This is a genomic window from Brevundimonas sp. Leaf363 (assembly GCF_001424025.1).
GTDB lineage: Bacteria > Pseudomonadota > Alphaproteobacteria > Caulobacterales > Caulobacteraceae > Brevundimonas.
Window position 1 is genome coordinate 200708 of sequence record NZ_LMPZ01000001.1, and the last position, 18590, is coordinate 219297.

General features: G+C 69.4%; 16 protein-coding genes. 11 read left to right on the plus strand and 5 right to left on the minus strand.

Going from position 1 to position 18590, the window contains the following annotated elements; translation table 11 throughout:
• Window positions 1–5: 5 nt before the first annotated feature.
• A complete protein-coding gene (locus tag ASG17_RS00985) occupies window positions 6–764 on the minus strand; it encodes a dienelactone hydrolase family protein (RefSeq protein WP_056098119.1) in 759 nt (252 codons plus the stop codon).
• Window positions 765–881: 117 nt separating this feature from the next.
• Here ASG17_RS00985 and ASG17_RS00990 point away from each other — a divergent pair, with 117 nt between their 5' ends.
• Window positions 882–1484, plus strand: coding sequence for a PadR family transcriptional regulator (locus ASG17_RS00990; RefSeq protein ID WP_156367688.1), 603 nt, complete (start codon window positions 882–884; stop codon window positions 1482–1484).
• 156 nt (window positions 1485–1640) lie between these two features.
• Here the strand turns inward: ASG17_RS00990 and purH are convergent, their stop codons facing one another.
• From purH to ASG17_RS01005, 3 genes are all read right to left on the minus strand, one after another.
• Entirely contained in the window at window positions 1641–3245 is a 1605-nt protein-coding gene (gene purH, locus ASG17_RS00995) for a bifunctional phosphoribosylaminoimidazolecarboxamide formyltransferase/IMP cyclohydrolase (protein ID WP_056098123.1), read from the minus strand.
• Window positions 3246–3317: 72 nt separating this feature from the next.
• Window positions 3318–4241 carry an EamA family transporter RarD gene (rarD, locus tag ASG17_RS01000; RefSeq protein WP_056098124.1) on the minus strand — a complete coding sequence of 308 codons (924 nt, stop codon included), beginning with the start codon at window positions 4239–4241 and terminating at the stop codon, window positions 3318–3320.
• A gap of 168 nt (window positions 4242–4409) precedes the next feature.
• On the minus strand, window positions 4410–5456 hold the full coding sequence (locus ASG17_RS01005) for an aspartate-semialdehyde dehydrogenase (RefSeq protein WP_056098126.1): 1047 nt from the start codon (window positions 5454–5456) through the stop codon (window positions 4410–4412).
• A 166-nt stretch (window positions 5457–5622) separates the two neighbouring features.
• On the opposite strand from ASG17_RS01005, the gene zapE reads away from it, so the two are divergent.
• From zapE to ASG17_RS01055, 10 genes are all read left to right on the plus strand, one after another.
• A complete protein-coding gene (zapE, locus tag ASG17_RS01010) occupies window positions 5623–6729 on the plus strand; it encodes a cell division protein ZapE (RefSeq protein WP_056098127.1) in 1107 nt (368 codons plus the stop codon).
• Between the two features lie 22 nt (window positions 6730–6751).
• Window positions 6752–7309 carry a YbjN domain-containing protein gene (locus tag ASG17_RS01015; protein WP_056098129.1) on the plus strand — a complete coding sequence of 186 codons (558 nt, stop codon included), beginning with the start codon at window positions 6752–6754 and terminating at the stop codon, window positions 7307–7309.
• Window positions 7310–7365: 56 nt separating this feature from the next.
• Entirely contained in the window at window positions 7366–8253 is an 888-nt protein-coding gene (rsmI, locus tag ASG17_RS01020; RefSeq protein ID WP_056098131.1) for a 16S rRNA (cytidine(1402)-2'-O)-methyltransferase, read from the plus strand.
• Window positions 8250–8639, plus strand: coding sequence for a YraN family protein (locus ASG17_RS01025; RefSeq protein ID WP_056098132.1), 390 nt, complete (start codon window positions 8250–8252; stop codon window positions 8637–8639). The genes rsmI and ASG17_RS01025 overlap by 4 nt, the downstream gene beginning before the upstream one ends.
• A gap of 20 nt (window positions 8640–8659) precedes the next feature.
• Window positions 8660–9475 (plus strand): SirB1 family protein, encoded by an 816-nt coding sequence (locus ASG17_RS01030; RefSeq protein ID WP_056098134.1) that lies wholly within the window; start codon window positions 8660–8662, stop codon window positions 9473–9475.
• Window positions 9476–9675: 200 nt separating this feature from the next.
• Entirely contained in the window at window positions 9676–10620 is a 945-nt protein-coding gene (gene gshB / locus ASG17_RS01035; protein ID WP_056098136.1) for a glutathione synthase, read from the plus strand.
• A 61-nt stretch (window positions 10621–10681) separates the two neighbouring features.
• Window positions 10682–12295 carry a YifB family Mg chelatase-like AAA ATPase gene (locus ASG17_RS01040; protein ID WP_056098137.1) on the plus strand — a complete coding sequence of 538 codons (1614 nt, stop codon included), beginning with the start codon at window positions 10682–10684 and terminating at the stop codon, window positions 12293–12295.
• A 70-nt stretch (window positions 12296–12365) separates the two neighbouring features.
• A complete protein-coding gene (locus ASG17_RS01045; protein WP_156367690.1) occupies window positions 12366–12854 on the plus strand; it encodes a hypothetical protein in 489 nt (162 codons plus the stop codon).
• Window positions 12855–12877: 23 nt separating this feature from the next.
• Window positions 12878–14416, plus strand: a complete 1539-nt coding sequence (locus ASG17_RS01050; protein ID WP_082496044.1) for a response regulator — start codon at window positions 12878–12880, stop codon at window positions 14414–14416.
• Window positions 14417–14448: 32 nt separating this feature from the next.
• Entirely contained in the window at window positions 14449–16203 is a 1755-nt protein-coding gene (locus ASG17_RS01055; RefSeq protein WP_056098142.1) for an MFS transporter, read from the plus strand.
• Window positions 16204–16207: 4 nt separating this feature from the next.
• On the opposite strand, the gene ASG17_RS01060 is transcribed toward ASG17_RS01055, so the two are convergent.
• Window positions 16208–18553, minus strand: coding sequence for an NADP-dependent malic enzyme (locus tag ASG17_RS01060; protein WP_056098144.1), 2346 nt, complete (start codon window positions 18551–18553; stop codon window positions 16208–16210).
• Window positions 18554–18590: the final 37 nt, after the last annotated feature.

Here is an 18590-nt window from a genome sequence, read left to right on the forward strand (position 1 = left end):
CCGGATCAGAGACGCGGCGCGACGGCCGTGTCCTCCAGAAGCCGGCCGAAGCGGTTCAGCGCCTCGCGCGTCAGGGCGTCGTCGAACCGCATGGGCGGCACGCTCATGGGTTCGTCGAAGGAGTGGGTGCCCGGCGCGGTCCAGGTCTCGACCTCGGCGCCGCAGTTGCGGACCATGGCGTTGACCCGCTCGGCGTTGCGCACCGTGGTCAGGTGGTCGCGCTCGGCCGTGACGGCCAGAACCTTGGGACAGTGCCGCCAGGGTCGCATGCGGTTGAAGGCGAAGGCGCCGACATAGGCGTAGGACAGATAGGCCGCGCGGACGCCCTTCAGGTCGCAGGCGGCGGCGTCCGACAGGCCAAAGGCCCCCGGCCGGGCCGGATCGCCGCTCATGGCCTCCATGATCGACCAGCCGCCGTGCGACCAGCCGGCCAGGGCCAGGCGCGATCCGTCCACGTCCGGCCGGGCGGGGACGCCCGCGATGGTCGCCAGCACGTCTCCTGCTCGTTCATGGCCGCGCAGGGCAAGGCCGCTGCAGACGGCGCCCAAGGCGAAGGCGCGGCTGAACCGACGCGGGGCGTAGGAATCGATGATGAAGGCGCGCCAGCCGACGGCCTTGGCCGCCTCCGCATAACGCGGCAGATGGGCGCGCAGGCCGCCGCAGCCGTGGAACAGAAGGGCGGCCGGGCGCGGCCGGTCGTCGCTTGGCCCGACCTCGATGACATGCGGGGCCAGCCGGGCCCAGCGCTGCGACAGCGTATCCATCCGGCCAGCTTAGCGGTCGCCGAGGCGCGAGCAGCAAAAAACTTCGGGACCGGGCTTGCGCCTTATGTATTCCGATATATCTGATCGGCGATGTTTAGATATATCGAAAGAGAAGAGATGAGACATTGTGAAAACGGCGGCCACGGCCGCGAGCACCCCCGCCGGGGCCTCCCCGGCTTCATGCGCGGGATGCGAGGCGGACCGCGCGGTGGGTTCGGAGGCTTCGGCGGAGAGGCGCGGGGCGAGCATCGCCGGCGCGGCGGCGGCGGCCGGATGTTCGGTCACGGCGCCCTGAAATGGCTGCTTCTGTCGCTGATCGGCGACAAGCCCAGCCACGGCTATGAGCTGATCAAAGCGGTCGAGACGAAACTGGGCGGCGCCTACAGCCCCAGCCCCGGCGTCATCTATCCGACCCTGACGCTGCTGGAGGAGATGGGCGCCCTGTCATCCGAGGCCGAGGGCGGCAAGAAGCTGTATTCCATCACCGACGAGGGGCGTCGTCTGCTGGTGGAGAACGCCGAGGCCTTGGCGGGCATCGAGGCGGTCACCGCCCGCTTCAGCGGTCGCGGCATGCGGCCCGAGGCGGTCGAACAGGCGATCCATCGGTTGCGGGGCGCGCTGCGCGGGAGGATGACCGCGGAAACGCCGCTGAGCGAGGCGCAGGTGGAAGCCATCGTGGCGGCCATCCATGCGGCGGCGGAGGCGGTCGAGAAGTCATAGCGTATCTCCCTCCCCTTTATGGGGAGGGACGGCGACGCGAAGCGGAGCCCGGGTGGGGAGGTCCAGAGCACCGCTATGGATGCCCATTCGGACCCCACCCCGCCGCCTTCGGCGTCTTCCCTCCCCATGAAGGGGAGGGAGAAGCGTCGCGCTTCGTTAGTGCCTGAACACCCGCACGCCGGTGAAGGCCATTGCGATGCCCTTTTCGTCGGCCGCCGCGATGACTTCGGCGTCGCGCATCGAGCCGCCCGGCTGGATGACCGAGGTGGCGCCCGCCGCGACCGCTTCCAGCAGGCCGTCGGCGAAGGGGAAGAAGGCTTCGGACGCGCAGGCCGAGCCCTCGGCCAGGGACCGGGCCAGACCCTTGGCCTCTCCGGCTTCCTTGGCGCGGATGGCGGCGATGCGGGCGCTATCGCGGCGGTTCATCTGGCCGGCGCCGATGCCGGCGGTCTGGCCGTCCTTGGCGTAGACGATGGCGTTGGACTTAACGTGCTTGGCCACGGTGAAGGCGAACAGCATGTCCGCGATCTCGGTCGGGGTCGGCTGGCGACGCGTGACGATCTTCAGGTCCGACGGCTTGATCAGGCTGCGGTCGCGCGACTGGATCAGGAAGCCGCCGGCCACGCTGCGGAACACCTCGCCTGCGCCGTGCGGATCGGGCAGGCCGTCGGTGATCAGCAGGCGCAGGTTCTTCTTGGCCGCGAAGACCTCTTTGGCCTCGTCGTCGGCGCCGGGCGCGATGACGACTTCGGTGAAGATGCCGGTGATGGCGCGCGCGTCGTCGCCGTTCAGCGGGCGGTTGACGGCGATGACGCCGCCGAAGGCCGAGACGGCGTCGCATTGCAGGGCGCGCGCGTAGGCTTCCGACAGATCCTTGCCGACCGCGACGCCGCAGGGGTTGGCGTGTTTGACGATGACGACGGCGGGCTGTTCGAACTCGGCGACCAGCTCATAGGCGGCGTCGGCGTCGGCGATGTTGTTGTAGCCCAGCTCCTTGCCCTGAATCTGCTGGGCGTAGGCGACGCCCGGACGGCGCTCGCCGGTGCGGTAGAAGGCGCCCGTCTGGTGCGGGTTTTCGCCATAGCGCAGGGTCTGGGCCAGCGATCCGGCGATGGATTTGCGGGCCGGGGCGGCGTCCTCGATCTGGCCCGCGAACCAGCCCGAGACGGCGGCGTCATAGGCGGCGGTGCGAGCGAAGGCGCGGGCGGCGAGACGCTTGCGCAGGGCCAGGTCGGTCGAACCCTCGGCCTTCAGCGCCTCCAGGATCAGGCCGATGCTAATCCCGTCGACGGCGACCGCGACATGTCCGTGGTTCTTGCTGCCCGAGCGGATCATGGCCGGGCCACCGATGTCGATGTTCTCGATGGCGGCCTCGAAGCCGCCGCCTGCATCAACCGTGGATTCAAACGGATAGAGGTCGATCCAGACGATATCGATGGCGCCGATGCCGTGGGTGGTCATGGCCTCGGCGTGGGTCGGGGCGTTGCGCACGCCCAGCAGGCCGCCGTGGACGACGGGGTGCAAGGTCTTGACCCGGCCGTCCATCATCTCGGGGAAGCCGGTCAGATCGGCCACGTCCTTGACCGGCAGGCCCAGTTTCTCGATCGCGGCCTTGGTGCCGCCGGTGGAGACCAGCTCGACGCCCAGATCGGCCAGGGTGCGCGCCGCATCCTCCAGCCCCGCCTTGTCGCTGAGAGAGATCAGGGCGCGGACGGGTTTCACCCGGTCGGGGGCGGGCGGAAAGTCGGGGGCGGCGGGCATGGGGAGCGTCCGGATCAGGCGGGGGGCGGGGATGGCGGCGCCCTTAACACTCTCGCCCGCCCGCGTCACCGCCTAGACGGGCGCCGCCTGCTCTTCCAGCGCCTCGCGCGCGGCCACCGACTTGCGCCAGGCGGCCCAGAGGAAGACCCCGGCGCCCAGCCAGATGAAGCCGAAGGAGACGATCCGCATCGTCGTCAGCGGCTCGCCGGTCGCGACGCCGACGGCGAACTGCAGCGTCGGGGCCAGGAACTGGATGAAGCCTATGGTCGACAGGGGCAGCCGCCGCGCCGACCAGGCGAACAAGGCCAAGGGCAGCACCGTCGCCGGACCGTTGGACAGAGCCCACAGCCAGCCGCTCATGCCTGTCAGACCGTGATCGCCGCCCGAGCCATGCAGCCAGATGACGTAGCCCAGGCCGATGGGCGCCAGCAGCAGGCATTCCATCAGCAACCCCGGCAAGGCCTCGGCCGCCACCCGCTTGCGGATCACGCCATAGGCGCCGAAGCTGACGGCCAGCAGCAGCGAGATCCACGGCGGCCGACCCAGCGCCAGCGCCTGGATCAGCACGCCCACGGCGGCCAAGCCGATGGCGACCCAGCCCCAGCGGTCGATCTTCTCGCGGAAGAGCCACAGCCCCAGCACCATGTTGAGCAGGGGGTTGATGTAGTAGCCGAGGCTGGCCTCCAGCGTGGCGTGATGGGTCACGGCCAGGACGTAGAGGCTCCAGTTGGTGGCGATCAGCATGGCCGACAGCGCCAGCCAGGCCAGGGCCTTGGGCTGGGTCAGCAGGACGCGGACCTGCGCCCACTGGCCGGCCAGCAGCACCAGGGCCAGCGCCACCGGCGCCGACCACAGCGCCCGGTGGGCCAGGATCTCATAGGCGGAGAAGCCCGCCGCCGCCTCGCCCATGAAGAGCAGCGGCATCAGGCCCCAGAGCACATAGCAGCCGACCGCCGAGAGGAGGGCGGCGCGGGCGTTGTCTGGCGGCGTGGTCATGGGGACGGCCTCTTCCTTCTCCCCTTGGGGGAGAAGGTGGCATGCGGAGCATGACGGATGAGGGGACGGTCGATCTTATCGAAGCCGTCGGATGAGTTCGCTGAAAGCGCCCCCTCATCCGACGGACTTCGTCCGCCACCTTCTCCCCCGGAGGGGAGAAGGAAGCTTTTAGACCGCGATGGAGCGATAGCCGCTGGCGGTCTTGATCATGCCGGTCTCGTCCAGCAGCTGGGCGATCTGGACCGCGTTCAGGGCCGCGCCCTTGCGCAGGTTGTCGGACACCACCCAGAAGGCCAGGCCGTTTTCGACCGTATGGTCCTTGCGGATGCGCGAGACATAGACGGCGTGCTCGCCGGCCGCGTCGACCGGCGTGACGTAGCCGTCGTGCTCCTGCTTATCGATCACCTGCACGCCCGGCGCCTCGCGCAGGATCGAGCGGGCTTCGTCCGGGCTGATGGGACGATCGAACTCGACCGTCACGGCTTCGGAGTGGCCGACGAAGACCGGCACGCGAACGCAGGTGACCGTCAGCTTGATGTTCGGATCCAGCATCTTGTGCGTCTCCTTCCACATCTTGGTCTCTTCGTCGGTGTAGCCGTCCTCGTTGAACGCGCCGATGAATGGGATGACGTTGAAGGCGATCTGCTTGGGGAATTTCTTCGGCGTAGCGTCGCCCAGGCCGTAGATGGCCTTGGTCTGGTTCCACAGCTCGTCCATGCCTTCCTTGCCGGCGCCGGACACCGACTGATAGGTCGAGACCACCACCCGCTTGATCTTGGCCGCGTCATGCAGAGGCCGCAGCGCGGTCACCAGCTGGATCGTCGAGCAGTTGGGGTTGGCGATGATGTTCTTCTTGGTCGCCAGCTTGATCGCGTCGGGGTTCACCTCCGGCACGATCAGCGGCACGTCGTCATCCATGCGGAAGGCCGAGGAGTTGTCGATGACGATGGGACCGGCCTTGCCGATCTTCTCGGACCATTCCTTGGACACTGAACCGCCGGCGCTCATCAGCACGATGTCGACGGTCGAGAAGTCGAACGTCTCCATGTCCTCGCACTTGATGGTCTTGTCGCCCCAGGCGACCTCGACGCCACGGGATTTTCGCGAGGCCAGCGCGTGAATCTTGTCCACGGGGAAGTTCAGTTCCTCGAGGATGTTCATCATCTCCCGGCCGACATTGCCGGTGGCGCCTACGACAGCGACGCGATAGCCCATTGCGATATTCCTTAGTTTCCCCGCCGCCCTGGCGGGGCGACGAGCATTTAGAGCCTCACTACGGCTAAGCAATGGCCATTCCGGCCGGCGGCTGCGGTTTCGCCTAACATCGCCTGATAGGGGCGCTTCGCTTCTCATCCGGCGCCCGGGCGGCTAGATGGCTGGGATGCCGACACGCCTGCGCCGCGCCTACGACCAACGCCTGCGCGAGGGGACCATCCAGGCGGACCCCGGTCAGCTGGCCGCCGTCGAGGCCCTGTCGCGGCTGGAGAAGGACCTGGGCAAGAAAGGCCTGTTCGGCGGCGTGTCGGAGGTCCAGGGCGTCTACCTCTGGGGTCCGCCGGGACGGGGCAAGTCCATGGTCATGGACCTGTTCTTCGCCTGCTCGCCCGAGCCGAGGAAGATGCGCGCCCATTTCCACGCCTTCATGGCGCGGGTGCACGGCCTGATCCGGCAATGGCGCGAGGGCGACGCTAAGGCGCGCAAGGCCGTGTTCGGGACCCATAAGGGCGACGATCCCATCGCCCCGGTCGCGGCCCTGATCGCGCGCGAGGCGCGGCTGCTGTGCTTCGACGAGCTGCAGGTCACCGACATCGGCGACGCCCTGATCCTGGGCCGGCTGTTCGAGGCGCTGTTCGAGCACAAGGTGGTGCTGGCCGTCACGTCGAACCGCGAGCCGGGCGAGCTCTACAAGAACGGGGTCAATCGCGAGCTGTTCGTCCCCTTCATCGACATCATCCGTCGCCGCTGCGAGGTGATCCAGACGGCCGGCGCCCACGACTGGCGGCTGGACCGGATCAGGGCCGCCAAGGTCTGGTTCTCACCGGACGACGCGGGCTGCCGGGCCGCCTTTGACCGGCTATGGCGCGACCTGAAGGGCGACGTCCACGAGACGCCGGCCACGCTGAGCGTGCTGGGGCGCGAGGTCGAGCTGGAGCGCACGGTCGGCGGCATGGCGCGCGCCAGCTTCGCCCAGCTATGCGGTGCGCCGCTGGGGCCGCAGGATTATCTGGCGGTGGCCGAACGCTTCCACACCCTGTTTCTTGAGGGCGTCCCGGCGCTGGAGTCGGACCGTCATATCGAGGCGCGCCGCTTCGTGACCCTGATCGACGCCCTGTACGAGGCCAAGACACGGCTGGTCGCGCTGGCCGAAACCCCGCCGGAGGCGCTGTACACCGCCGGCATCGGAGCCTTCGAGTTCGAGCGTACGGTGTCGCGGCTGAACGAGATGTCCAGCGAGGACTGGCTGGCCAAGCCGCACGGCGAAGTCTAGCGTTCTCCAAAAGGGGAACACCATGCGCCGCCTGCTGACCGCCGCCGCCTTCACCGCCGCCCTCGCGATCTCGAGCCCCGGTCTGGCCCAGACGCCTGCGCCCGCCGCGCCTGTGGCCCAAGGCGCGCATCCCGGCCTGCCCATCGCCGACATGGTCACCTGGTTGAACGCAAAGGGCGCACAGGTCTCGCCGCTGCAGCGGTCTGGCGACCAGGCCTATGTGACGGTCCAGGACGCCGGGCTGACCTGGGTGCTGTTCTTCTACAGCTGCCGCGCCGACGTCTGCGGCGACATCCAGTTCAGCGCCTTCTTCAGCAATCCCGAGATCACGATCGAGAAGATCAACGACTGGAACCGCGATCAGCGCTTCCTGAAGGCCTTCTTCGGCACGGAGACGACGGGCGAAAAGGTCGCCACGGTCCAGTCCGACGCGGTCCTGTTCCCGCAACTGGGCGTCGATCAGCTGGGTGATTACGCCCAGCTGTGGACCAGCCTTCTGGCCCAGTTCGGCACGCACATCGGCTATTTCACCGCCGAGGGCGAGGCCGCGCCGAGCGCCCAGCCGCCCGCCGCCCAATAGGCCGCTGAGCCCTGCCGCCGCTTGAGCCGATTCATCCGGGCTGGCACGGTCGCGCGATGGTTGAACCTTCGCCCTTTCCGCCCGCCGCACCACCCGCGCGGCACGTGTCGCCGGGCCTGTATCTGGTGGCGACGCCCATCGGGAACCTGCGGGACATCACGCTGAGGGCGCTGGACGTGCTGGCGGCGGCGGATCTGGTGCTGGCCGAGGATACGCGGGTCACCGGCAAGCTGTTGAGCGCCTATGGCCTGAAACGGCCGCTGGAGCGGTGCGACGACCATGCCTCGGAGCGGGCGTCCGGGATCGCGCTGGAACGGCTGGCCGAGGGGCAGGTGGTGGCGCTGGTGTCCGACGCCGGCACGCCGATGATCAGCGATCCGGGCTATGTGGTAGCGCGCGCGGCGCTGGCGGCCGGCCATCCGGTGCATCCGATCCCCGGGGCGTCCAGCCTGCTGGCGGCGGTGGTGCTGGCGGGCCTGCCGGCCGACCGGATCACTTTCGCCGGGTTCGCGCCGGCCAAATCGGGGGCGCGCAAGACCTGGCTGGAGGATCTGAGACCCGGCCGCCAGACCCTGGTGCTGTTCGAAAGCGGGCCGCGGCTGGCCGACAGCCTGGCCGACATGGCCGCCGTGCTGGGTCCGCGACCGGCCGCCGTCTGCCGCGAGCTGACCAAGCTTTACGAGGAGGCGATCCGGGGGACGCTGGCCGAACTGGCCGTCGATCCGCGCTGCCAGTCGCCGAAGGGCGAGATCGTCGTCGTCATCGCTCCGCCCGAAGGCGAACTCGCCTCTGCCGAGGACGCCGACACGGCCCTGACCGAAGCCCTGACGCGCCTGCCGCCGGGCGAGGCGGCGTCCGAGGTGGCCCAGGCGCTGGGGCTGAAGCGCAAGGACCTCTATCGACGCGCGCTGGATCTCAAGAATTCGGCCTTGAAGGGCGCATGACGAAGCTTGGCCGCGAGGACCGCCGTACGATCGGTGGTCGATCGTGGCGCCGGGGCCACGGCGCGGAATGGCTCGCGGCCCTGTTTCTGATGGCGAAAGGCTATCAGATCCTGGCCTTCCGTTTGCCCAGCCGGGCCGGCGAAATCGACATTCTGGCGCGGCGTGGACGCTGGCTGGTGGTCGTGGAAGTCAAGCACCGCGCGGATTTGGCGGCCGCGGGGCAGGCGCTGGCTCCGGCGCAGCTTCAACGCCTGATCGCCGCCGGACAGGCCGTGCAGCGCGGTCGCCAGTCTCTCAAGAACCTGCAGTTGCGCATCGATATGGTGGCGCTGGCCCCCCGGCGATTTCCACGGCACATTCGAGGGGTCGGAAGCGACGGGGCCTAAAGCCACAGGACCGGGGGGTCATGACACGCGAGGACGCCGAAGCGATTCTGGCCGAGGCCGGCGCCGGGGACGATGACGCCTTCCCGTTGCTGGAGGCCGCCATCGCCTGCGCCATCCACGACTATCCGTTCCGCGATCCCGAGCCGGCGCGCCTGCTGGCCGCCAATGCGGTCGAGCGGCTGAAGGAACGGATCGGCGGCGAAGGCCCGGACGACGCGCTGGCCGAGACCCTGTCGGCGGACCTGCGCCTCAACGGCGACCTGATCACCTACGACAGTCCGGCCAACACCGACGTCATCGACGTGGCGGACCGGCGGCGCGGCCTGTCCGCGGCGCTGGCCGTCTTCTATCTACATGCCGCGCGATTGGCGGGGGTCGAGGCCAAGGGCGTCGATTTCCCCGGCCACTTCCTGCTGCGGGTCGAGACGAGCGAGGGGCCGGTGGCGCTGGATCCGTTCAGCCAGGGACGGCTGGTGCTGCCCAGCGAGCTGACGCGGCGGGCGCTGCGGGCCGGGCTGACGCCGCATGTGGCCGACCGGCTGGACCTGCTGATGGCCCCCGTCACCGACCGTCAGGCCCTGATCCGGTTGCAGAACGTGCTGTTCAGCCGGGCGCTGAAGGCCTCGGACTACGAGGGCGCCGAACGCTCGGCCCTGCGCCGCGCCCTGCTGGACCCCGACGATCACCGCCCCTGGCTGGACGTCGCCGCCGCCCGCGAGAGGCAGGGCGCCCTGACCGGCGCTCTGGACGCCCTCAGCCGCGCCCGTAGCCTAGACGGCCCGGCCGAGGCCCGCCGCATGACGACCTTCGATCGCGTGCGGATGCGGCTGAACTGACCCTTCTTTCTCCTCCCCATCTGCGATGGGAGGTGGCGCGCGAAGCGTGACGGAGGGGCGATCCCAAGCGCCGCGCCTGAAGCAGCCCCTCCACCGCAAGCGGTCCCCCTCCCCATGAAGAATGGGGAGGAAAGGCTTGAGCTACGCCCGCTAAGCGTTACTTGAAGCCAAGGCGCGACCGCGCTCGAGCAGCGAGGCCCTTGATGTTGAAAGTCGCCATCCAGATGGACCCGATCGACGGCATCGACATCGAGGTCGATACCAGTTGGCAGATGATGATGACGGCGCAGGATCGGGGGCACCGGCTCTGGGTCTATGACGTGAAGACCCTGGCGCTGGAGGACGGCCGCGTCTCCTGCCGCGCCCGGCCGATCACGCTGAAGCCCGTCGCCGGTGATCACGTCGCCTACGGCGACTGGACGCGACTTGACCTGCATGACGACGTCGACGTGGTCCTGATGCGCCAGGATCCGCCGTTCGACATGGCCTATGTCACGGCCACTTATCTGCTGGAGATGATCCATCCCGGCACCCTGGTGGTGAACGACCCGGCGCAGGTGCGCTCGGCGCCGGAAAAACTGCTGGCGACCACGTTCCGAGGCCTGCAGCCGCCGACCATGATCAGCGCCGATCCCGTGGCCCTGAGCGACTTCCACCGCCGGCACGGCGACGTGGTGCTGAAGCCCCTGCACGGCAACGGCGGTTCCGGCGTGGTCAAGCTGCGGGCCGACGATCCGAACCTGGACGCCCTGATCGAGATTCACGCCGCCGCCTCGCGCGATCCGCTGGTGATCCAGAAATTCATCCCGGCGGTGACGAAGGGCGACAAGCGCATCCTCTTGATCGACGGGCATCCGATCGGCGCCATCAACCGCATCCCCCAGGCGGGGCAGGTGCGCTCTAACCTGCACGTCGGGGGCGTAGCCGCGCCGGTCGAGCTGACACCGCGCGATTTGGAGATCTGCGCCGCCATCGGTGGGGTGCTGAAGGAACGCGGCCTGATCTTCGTCGGCATCGACGTGATCGGCGACTACCTGACCGAGATCAACGTCACCTCCCCCACCGGCGCCCAGCAGCTGAAGCGGTTCACCGGCATCGACGCCAGCGCCGCCATGTGGGACGTGATCGAGTCCAGGGTTGCATAGCGACCGGCTTGCAATCTGATTGAGTTCATGGTTCGTTCTCCTCTGGCAGGTGGAGGCGAACATGGTCGCTCGGGTCGTGACGGTGGCGTTCGACGGGGTCGAGGCGCGGCGGGTGGACGTCGAGGTCCAGCTGATCGGCTCGGCCGGGCAGACGACGTTCACCCTGGTCGGCTTGCCCGACAAGGCGGTGGCCGAGAGCCGGGAGCGCGTGCGCGGCGCCTTCGCCGGCATTGGCCTGGCCCTGCCGCCCAAGCGGATCATCGCCAATCTGGCGCCGGCCGACCTGCCCAAGGAGGGCAGCCACTTCGACCTGCCGATCGCCCTGGCCCTGATGGCGGCCATGGGCGTGATCGGGCCCAACGATCTGGACGGCTGGGCGGCGCTGGGCGAGCTGGGACTGGACGGCCAGATCGCCGCCGTCGGCGGCACCTTGCCGGCGGCGGTCGCGGCCGACGCCATGGGGCTGGGTCTGATCTGTCCCGAAGCCAATGGGCCCGAGGCCGCCTGGGCGGGCGGCGCGCGCATCCTGGCGCCCCGTTCGCTGATCGGACTGGTCAACCACTTCAAGGGCACGCAGGTGCTGCGCCCGCCCGAGCCGGGGCCGGCGAAGGCGGGGGCGGGCGGACCGGACCTGCGAGAGGTCAAGGGCCAGGAGAGCGCCAAGCGGGCGCTGGAGATCGCCGCCGCCGGAGGACATAATCTGCTGTTCATCGGCCCGCCGGGCTCCGGCAAGTCGATGATGGCCCAGCGGCTGCCAGGCCTGCTCCCGCCGCTGACGCCGCAGGAGTTGCTGGAGACCTCGATGGTGTGGTCGGTGGCCGGCCTGATCGAGCGCGGCGGCCTGACCCGCGACCGGCCGTTCCGCAGCCCGCACCATTCGGCGTCGATGGCGGCCCTGACCGGCGGCGGCCTGCGCGCCAAGCCGGGCGAGGCGTCGCTGGCCCACAACGGCGTGCTGTTTCTGGACGAACTGCCCGAATACTCGGCCCAGGCGCTGGACAGTCTGCGTCAACCTCTGGAGACGGGCGAGATCGTGGTGGCGCGGGCCAACGCCCACGTTCGCTATCCCGCGCGCTTCCAGCTGATCGCGGCGATGAACCCCTGCCGCTGCGGCATCGGCGGGGCGGGGCGGGGCCATTGCGGCAAGGCGCCCCGGTGCCAGCGCGACTATCAGAATCGCATTTCCGGCCCGCTGTTCGACCGCATCGACCTGACCATCGAAACGCCGCCGGTCACCGCCGCCGACATGGCCCTGCCCCCGCCGGCAGAGGGCACGGCCGAGGCCGCCGCCCGCGTCGGCGCCGCTCGCACCCTGCAGGCCGATCGCGCCGAACGCCTGGGCCTGCCGCCGTTCGAAGGGCTGAACGCCCGCGCCTCGGGCGAGACCTTGGACAAGATCGCCGCGCCTGACCCGGCCGGGCGGGAGTTGCTGATGCGCGCGGGCGAGGCCGGGGCCCTGACCGCCCGTGGCTGGACCCGCACCCTGCGCCTGGCCCGCACCATCGCCGATCTGGAAGGGTGCGACGTCGTCCTGCGCCGCCACATCGCCGAAGCTTTGATCTACCGCCGCAACACCGTCGGGGCCGAGGCCGAATACGAACGCCAAGCCGGCCGCATCACCCGTCCGCCGGGCGTACGGGAGGCGCCGGGGATTTTTCGGGGCGTCCTGTCTTGAGCCGGTGGCCAGGCCGACCGTACCGAACGTCGCCTTGAGCCCTTTCCCCGTGAGCGATTAGGCTGCGATCATGGCCGGACTGACAAGCAATGCGACGCCGAACCGGCATAGGGCGATGCGGTCGGCCCTGACGGCCGCGGTCGGCTGCGCCGCCCTGATGCTGGCGGGTCCGATCGGTTGCTCGATCGGGGTGCAGGCGTTCGTCCACAACCGGAGCGGCCACGATGTGGTGATCGGCCGCTCCATCCTGCTGCCCGCCGATCAGAGCGCCGAAGTCGGCCCCCGGGTCCTGAGTGACGGGCTGCTGCGGATCGGCAAGGGCGACTGCGACTACGTCTATCTGGTTCCGGACATTCCCCGTGACGCCTTTGTTCGGCGCGGGAATGCAGTGCGAGCGGTGCTTCAGCTGGAGCCCGACATGTCCATCCGGCTGCTGCCGGGCGATCAGGCGACGCCGATGGGACCGGACGCACCGCCGGGCGGGACCACGCCCGGCTTCCAGTTCTATCCGTCTCTGCGCGATTGCGTGGTCGAGCGGGGCGTCTTGAGCCAGCCTTAACCCGCACCGCCTAGGATGGCGTCATGGCGGGACGCAGACGACATCAGGCAGTCGGGAACGGCGCGGCGGCGCAGGGGGCCGGCAGCGAGCCGCAGCAGTTTCTGCGGCTGATGAGCCACGAGATGCGCACGCCGCTGAACGGAGTGATCGGCATGCTGGGGCTGCTGTCCCGGACCCGGCTGGACGGGGCGCAGAGGGCCTATGCCGAGGCCGCGCAGGCGTCGGCCGAGCATATGCTGGGATTGGTCAACGACCTGCTGGACTACGCGCGGCTGGAGGCCGGCAAGCTGGAGTTCGATGCGGCGCCCGTGGATCTGGAAGCCCTTGCGCGCGGGGTGGCCGAGCTTCTGGCGCCGAAGGCCCAGGACAAGGGGCTGGAGATCGTCTGGTCGGTCGCCGCCGACGCGCCCGACGTCATGGCCGACGAGGGCCGGTTGCGGCAGGTGCTCTTCAACCTGGCCGGCAACGCGGTGAAGTTCACCGAGACCGGCGGGGTCCGCATCGCGGTCGAGCGCGCAGGCGGAACGGACACCGCGCCGCGTCTGGCCTTCATCATCGACGACACCGGCCCCGGCGTGCCCGAGGCCGCGCGCGCCCGCATCTTCGAGGAGTTCGGCCATGTCGACGCCTCCGACGCCACGCGGCATGGCGGCGCCGGCCTGGGTCTGGCCGTGGTCCGCCGCCTGGCCGAGGCCATGGGCGGTGGGGTCACCGTGGCCGACCGCCCGGACGGACCGGGCGCCCGCTTCCGTTTCGAAGCCGCCTTCCCCGCCGTGTCGCAGGGCGAGCGAGGCCGGCCGCTGGCGGGCCGGGCGCTGGCCGTCCGGACCCCGGACGCCTTCGTTCGCGCCGCCGCCGTCGCCCAGATCGAGGCCTCGGGCGGAGCGGCGGCCGAGGCGGCCGCCGTCACCCTGGTCGACCACGCCCTGGCCGCCACCGAGGGCCGCATGCTCGCCGCGCCGCCCGCGACGGGGCGCGGCGTCATCCTGCTGACGCCGGGCCAGCGCGATCTCATCGCCCGTTACCGCCGGGCCGGCTTCCACGGCTATCTGATCAAGCCGCTGCGCCGGTCCTCGCTGGTCGAGCGCGCCCTGGCCGCCTTTGGGGCCGCCGCGTCCTCGGGCGCCGCGCCCGGGTCAGCCGAGGACGACCGCGTCCAGACCGGCCGTCACATCGGCCAGCGCATCCTGCTGGTCGAGGATAATCCGGTCGGCGCCCTGCTCGCGCGCACCCTGCTGCGCCGCGAAGGCTGTGCGGTCGAGACGGCCGCGACGGGCGAGGAAGCCATCGAGGCCCTGCGCCGCGCCCGCTATGATCTGGTCTTCATGGACATGCGGATGCCGGGCATGGACGGCCCGACCGCCGCGCGGGCCATCCGCGCCGGCGGCGACCGCACCCCCATCGTCGCCCTGACCGCCAACGCCTTCGCCGAGGACCGCCGCCAGTGCCTGGAAGCGGGCATGGACGACCATCTGATCAAGCCGCTGGAGCCCGAGGCCCTGCGCGCCGCGCTGGCCCGCTGGACGAACCAGGACTTCCGCGCCAGACTCAAGACCGGCTGAGGACGCGGGGGCGTTCCTCCGGAGGAACGCCAATGACTGACATCGCGCCCGCCAAGACCGCCGGCCGTTTGGGAGGCCTTGCCGTCTATGGCGAGCGGCGGGTGTTTGCGCAGCTGCTGCTGGGCTTCTCCGCCGGCCTGCCGAACCTGCTGATCTACGACACCCTGACCGCCTGGCTGCGGGATTCGGGCGTCACGCTGGAGCTGATCACCTTCTTCGGCCTGGCGACCTTGACCTATGCGCTGAAGTTCGTCTGGGCGCCCCTGCTGGACCGGACAAACATTCCGTTCCTGACCAAGTGGTTGGGCCACCGGCGGTCCTGGATGCTGGCGACCCAGGCGATGATTGTGCTGGGCCTGTGGATGCTGGCCGGCCAGAACCCCCAGACCAATCTGGCTGGCGTGGCCCTGTTCGCCCTGATGGTCGGCTTCTTCGGCGCCACCCAGGACATCGCCATCGACGCCTGGCGGATCGAGGTCAGCGACGACGCCCGCCAGGGCGCCATGGCCGCCGCCTACCAGCTGGGCTACCGCGTCGCCGTCATCGTGGCGGGCGCGGCGCCCCTGGTGCTGGCCGAGATCTATAACTGGAACCTGTCCTATGCGGTGATGGCCGTGCTGATGGGGATCGGCGTGATCGGCGTGCTGCTGGCCCCGCGCGAGAAGAAGCACAACATTCGCGAAATCCCCGTCGGCGACATCCCGGCCCGCCCGGTGGCCCAGGTGATCGAGTGGGTCGTGCGCCTGGCCCTGATCTTCGTGGCGGCTCTGATCATCGGCACGGGTCTGACCGACAAGGCGGACGCCCTGTTGTGGGCGTTCGGCGGTGTTCTGGGCTCCGGCGGGTCCGGGGCCATCGCGGCGGGCCTGGAGGACAACACCGCGGCGGGCGTGCTGATCCAGTTCGCCTACGTCATCGGCGGCTTCGTCCTGATGGCGGTCGCCTGCTGGCCCATCCCGGGGATCAAGACGCGGCCGGGCGCCTATCTGGCCGGATCGTTCGGCGCGCCCCTGGCGGACTTCTTCGTGCGCTTCGCCAAACTGGCCCTGCCGATCCTGGCCCTGATCTGCCTCTACCGGCTGGCGGATTTCGTCCTGAACATGATGAACCCCTTCTACCAAGACCTGGGGTTCACCAAGATCGAGATCGCCGAGGTTCGAAAGGTCTTCGGCGTGATCATGCTGTCGCTGGGCGTGTTCATCGGCGGCTGGTCGGTCGCCAAGCTGGGTCTGATCCGCACCATGGTGATCGGCGCCTTCATGAGCCCGGTGTCGAATCTGGTGTTCGGCTGGCTGGCCACCCAGGGACACGACCTGGGGGCCCTCTTCGTCGCTATCGGCGTGGACAACATCGCCACCGGTTACGCCGGAACGGCGCTGATCGCCTATATGTCCAGCCTGACCTCGATCGGCTTCACGGCCACCCAATACGCCTTGTTCAGCTCGCTCTACGCCCTGCCCGGCAAGATCATCGCCTCGCAGTCGGGCAAGATCATCGAAGGCTCGGCCAGGGCGGCCGATGCGGGTGGGCCGCTCAGCCTGTTCAAGCCCCTGTTCAACAATCTGCCGGAGGGCTCGCTGGTCGCCGGCGCGGCCAAGAGCGGCGTGACGGTGCAGGGCCTGGGCGCGGGCTACTTCACCTTCTTCCTGTATTCGACCGTCATCGGGGTCTTCGCCATCGTGCTGGCCTTCTATGTGGCCAGGCGCCAGCCGGCGGTCATGGCGGAAGCGAAGGCGCGCGAAGAGGCCGAAAGGGCAGAGGCGGCGACTGAGGCCCAGCCGTCCTGAAACCTCACAGCGTCGGCGGCACCGCCGTGGCCGGGCGGGGCGGGGCCATCAGGGGCTCGGGGCGGGGCGAGGGGCCGCCCACGGCGCCTTCTTCGTAGGCGGCGAAGGTGGCGGCGGTCATGATCTCGCTGACCGAGGCGCCCAAGGGCACGATCTGCACCGAGTGCTCCAGCCCGACCAGCAGCGGGCCGATCACCGTGGCGGCGCCCAGCGACTGGACCAGCCGGGTCGAGATCGAGGCCGAGTGGATGGCCGGCATGACCAGGACGTTGGCGTCGCGGCTGAGGCGCATGAAGGGATAGGCCGAACGCGCGTCGGGGTGCAGGGCCAGCTCGGGCGGCATCTCGCCCTCGTATTCGAAGTCGACGTTGCGCTGGTCCAGGATGCGGATGGCCTCGCGCACCTTCTCGCCCCGTTCGCCCGGCGGATTGCCGAAGGTCGAATAGCTGAGGAAGGCCACGCGCGGCGTGCGGCCCAGCTTGCGGACCGTGTCGGCCGCCTTGATGGCGATCTCGGCCAGATCCTCGGCGTCCGGCAGTTCAGTGATCGAGGTGTCGGCCACGAACAGGGTGCGACCCTTGGCCAGGACGATGGACAGGCCGATCAGCCGGTCCTTCACGTCCAGCACGCGCCGGACCTCCTTCAGCACCATGTTGAAGTTGCGGGTCGTGCCGGTGACGACGGCGTCGGCATGACCGCGCGCCACCATGGCGGCGGCGAAATAGTTGCGGTCCTGGTTGATCATCCGCTGCACGTCGCGGCGCAGATAGCCCCGTCGCTGCAGCCGGGCGTACAGCCAGTCGGTGTAGTCGGCGTTGTGGGTGGACACGCCCGCGTTGGCGATCTCGATGCCCAGCTCGTCGAAGTTCAGGCCCGCCTCGGCGGCGTTCTGGCGGATCAGGCTTTCGCGTCCGACCAGCACCGGCTCGCCCAGCTCGGCCTGTTTGAAGCCCCAGGCGGCGCGAATGACCGAGGTCTCCTCCCCCTCGGCGAAAACCACGCGCTTGTTCGGCGCGGCGCGCACGGCGCCCGAGATCTTCTGCATCAGGGCGGCGGACGGATCGACGCGTTCGCGCAGGGTCGCGCGGTAAACGTCCATGTCCGCGATCGGCTGGCGCGCCACGCCGGTGTCCATCGCCGCCTGGGCGACGAAGGGCGGGATGTACCAGATCAGACGCGGATCGAACGGCGTGGGAATGATGTAGTCGGGGCCGAACTTCAGCTTGCGACCCCGGTACGCGGCGGCGACCTCGTCCGGCACGTCCTCGCGCGCCAGGGCGGCCAGGGCCTGGGCGCAGGCGACCTTCATATCGTGATTGATGCGCCGGGCGCGGACGTCCAGGGCGCCGCGGAACAGATAGGGGAAGGCCAGGACGTTGTTGACCTGGTTCACATAGTCGGACCGGCCCGTGGCGATGATGGCGTCGGGGCGGACGGCCAGCACCTCTTCTGGGGTGATCTCCGGGTCCGGATTGGCCATGGCGAAGATGATGGGACGCGGCGCCATGGAGGCGACCATGGCGGGGGTGATCGCGCCCTTGGCCGATAGGCCCAGCACGACGTCCGCGCCCTTGATGGCCTCGGCCAGGGTGCGTTTCTCGGTATCGGTGGCGTGAACCGCCTTCCACTGATCCATGTCGTCGGGGCGGCCGCGGTAGACTACGCCGTGCAGGTCCACGACGGTGGTGTTCTCATGACGGACGCCCATCGACTTCATCAGGCTGATGGACGACAGACCCGCCGCGCCGGCGCCGACCAGCACCAGCTTGATGTCCTCGAACCGCTTGCCGGCGATGTGGCAGGCGTTGATCAGGCCCGCGGTGGAGATGATGGCGGTGCCGTGCTGGTCGTCATGGAAGACGGGGATGTCCAGCTGGTCCTGCAGCTCGGCCTCGATGACGAAGCATTCCGGGGACTTGATGTCCTCCAGATTGATGCCGCCCCAGGTGTCGCCGATGTTCTTGACGACAGTGATGAACTCGTCCGGGTCGGTGGTCTTCACCTCGACGTCGAAGCTGTCGACGTCGGCGAAGCGTTTGAACAGGACGGACTTGCCCTCCATGACGGGCTTGGAGGCCATGTGGCCCAGATTGCCCAGGCCCAGGATGGCCGTGCCGTTCGAGATGACGGCGACCAGATTGCCCTTGGAGGTGTAGTCGTAGGCCTTGTCCGGATCGGCCGCGATGGCGCGCACCGGCACGGCGACGCCCGGCGAATAGGCCAGCGACAGGTCGCGCTGGGTCGCCATCGGCTTGATCGGCGCCATCGAGATCTTGCCGGGCGCCGGCAGGCGGTGGAACTCCAGCGCCTCTTCGTCGGAAAAGGTCTGTTTGTCTGTCAGATCGGGCATGGAACCGGGGGCGCGGGCGGAACGGAACGGCCGCGAC

Bases quoted from the DNA above. Each gene is read 5' to 3' on its own strand.
- ASG17_RS01015 (WP_056098129.1), top strand. From the start codon at position 6,752: ATGCGCCGCCTGCTGACCGCCGCCGCCTTCACCGCCGCCCTCGCGATC.
- rarD (WP_056098124.1), bottom strand. From the start codon at position 4,241: ATGACCACGCCGCCAGACAACGCCCGCGCCGCCCTCCTCTCGGCGGTC.
- ASG17_RS01030 (WP_056098134.1), top strand. From the start codon at position 8,660: ATGACACGCGAGGACGCCGAAGCGATTCTGGCCGAGGCCGGCGCCGGG.
- ASG17_RS00990 (WP_156367688.1), top strand. From the start codon at position 882: ATGAGACATTGTGAAAACGGCGGCCACGGCCGCGAGCACCCCCGCCGG.
- ASG17_RS01060 (WP_056098144.1), bottom strand. From the start codon at position 18,553: ATGCCCGATCTGACAGACAAACAGACCTTTTCCGACGAAGAGGCGCTG.
- ASG17_RS01045 (WP_156367690.1), top strand. From the start codon at position 12,366: ATGGCCGGACTGACAAGCAATGCGACGCCGAACCGGCATAGGGCGATG.
- ASG17_RS01025 (WP_056098132.1), top strand. From the start codon at position 8,250: ATGACGAAGCTTGGCCGCGAGGACCGCCGTACGATCGGTGGTCGATCG.
- ASG17_RS01055 (WP_056098142.1), top strand. From the start codon at position 14,449: ATGACTGACATCGCGCCCGCCAAGACCGCCGGCCGTTTGGGAGGCCTT.
- ASG17_RS01040 (WP_056098137.1), top strand. From the start codon at position 10,682: ATGGTCGCTCGGGTCGTGACGGTGGCGTTCGACGGGGTCGAGGCGCGG.
- zapE (WP_056098127.1), top strand. From the start codon at position 5,623: ATGCCGACACGCCTGCGCCGCGCCTACGACCAACGCCTGCGCGAGGGG.
- rsmI (WP_056098131.1), top strand. From the start codon at position 7,366: ATGGTTGAACCTTCGCCCTTTCCGCCCGCCGCACCACCCGCGCGGCAC.
- ASG17_RS01005 (WP_056098126.1), bottom strand. From the start codon at position 5,456: ATGGGCTATCGCGTCGCTGTCGTAGGCGCCACCGGCAATGTCGGCCGG.
- ASG17_RS01050 (WP_082496044.1), top strand. From the start codon at position 12,878: ATGGCGGGACGCAGACGACATCAGGCAGTCGGGAACGGCGCGGCGGCG.
- ASG17_RS00985 (WP_056098119.1), bottom strand. From the start codon at position 764: ATGGATACGCTGTCGCAGCGCTGGGCCCGGCTGGCCCCGCATGTCATC.
- purH (WP_056098123.1), bottom strand. From the start codon at position 3,245: ATGCCCGCCGCCCCCGACTTTCCGCCCGCCCCCGACCGGGTGAAACCC.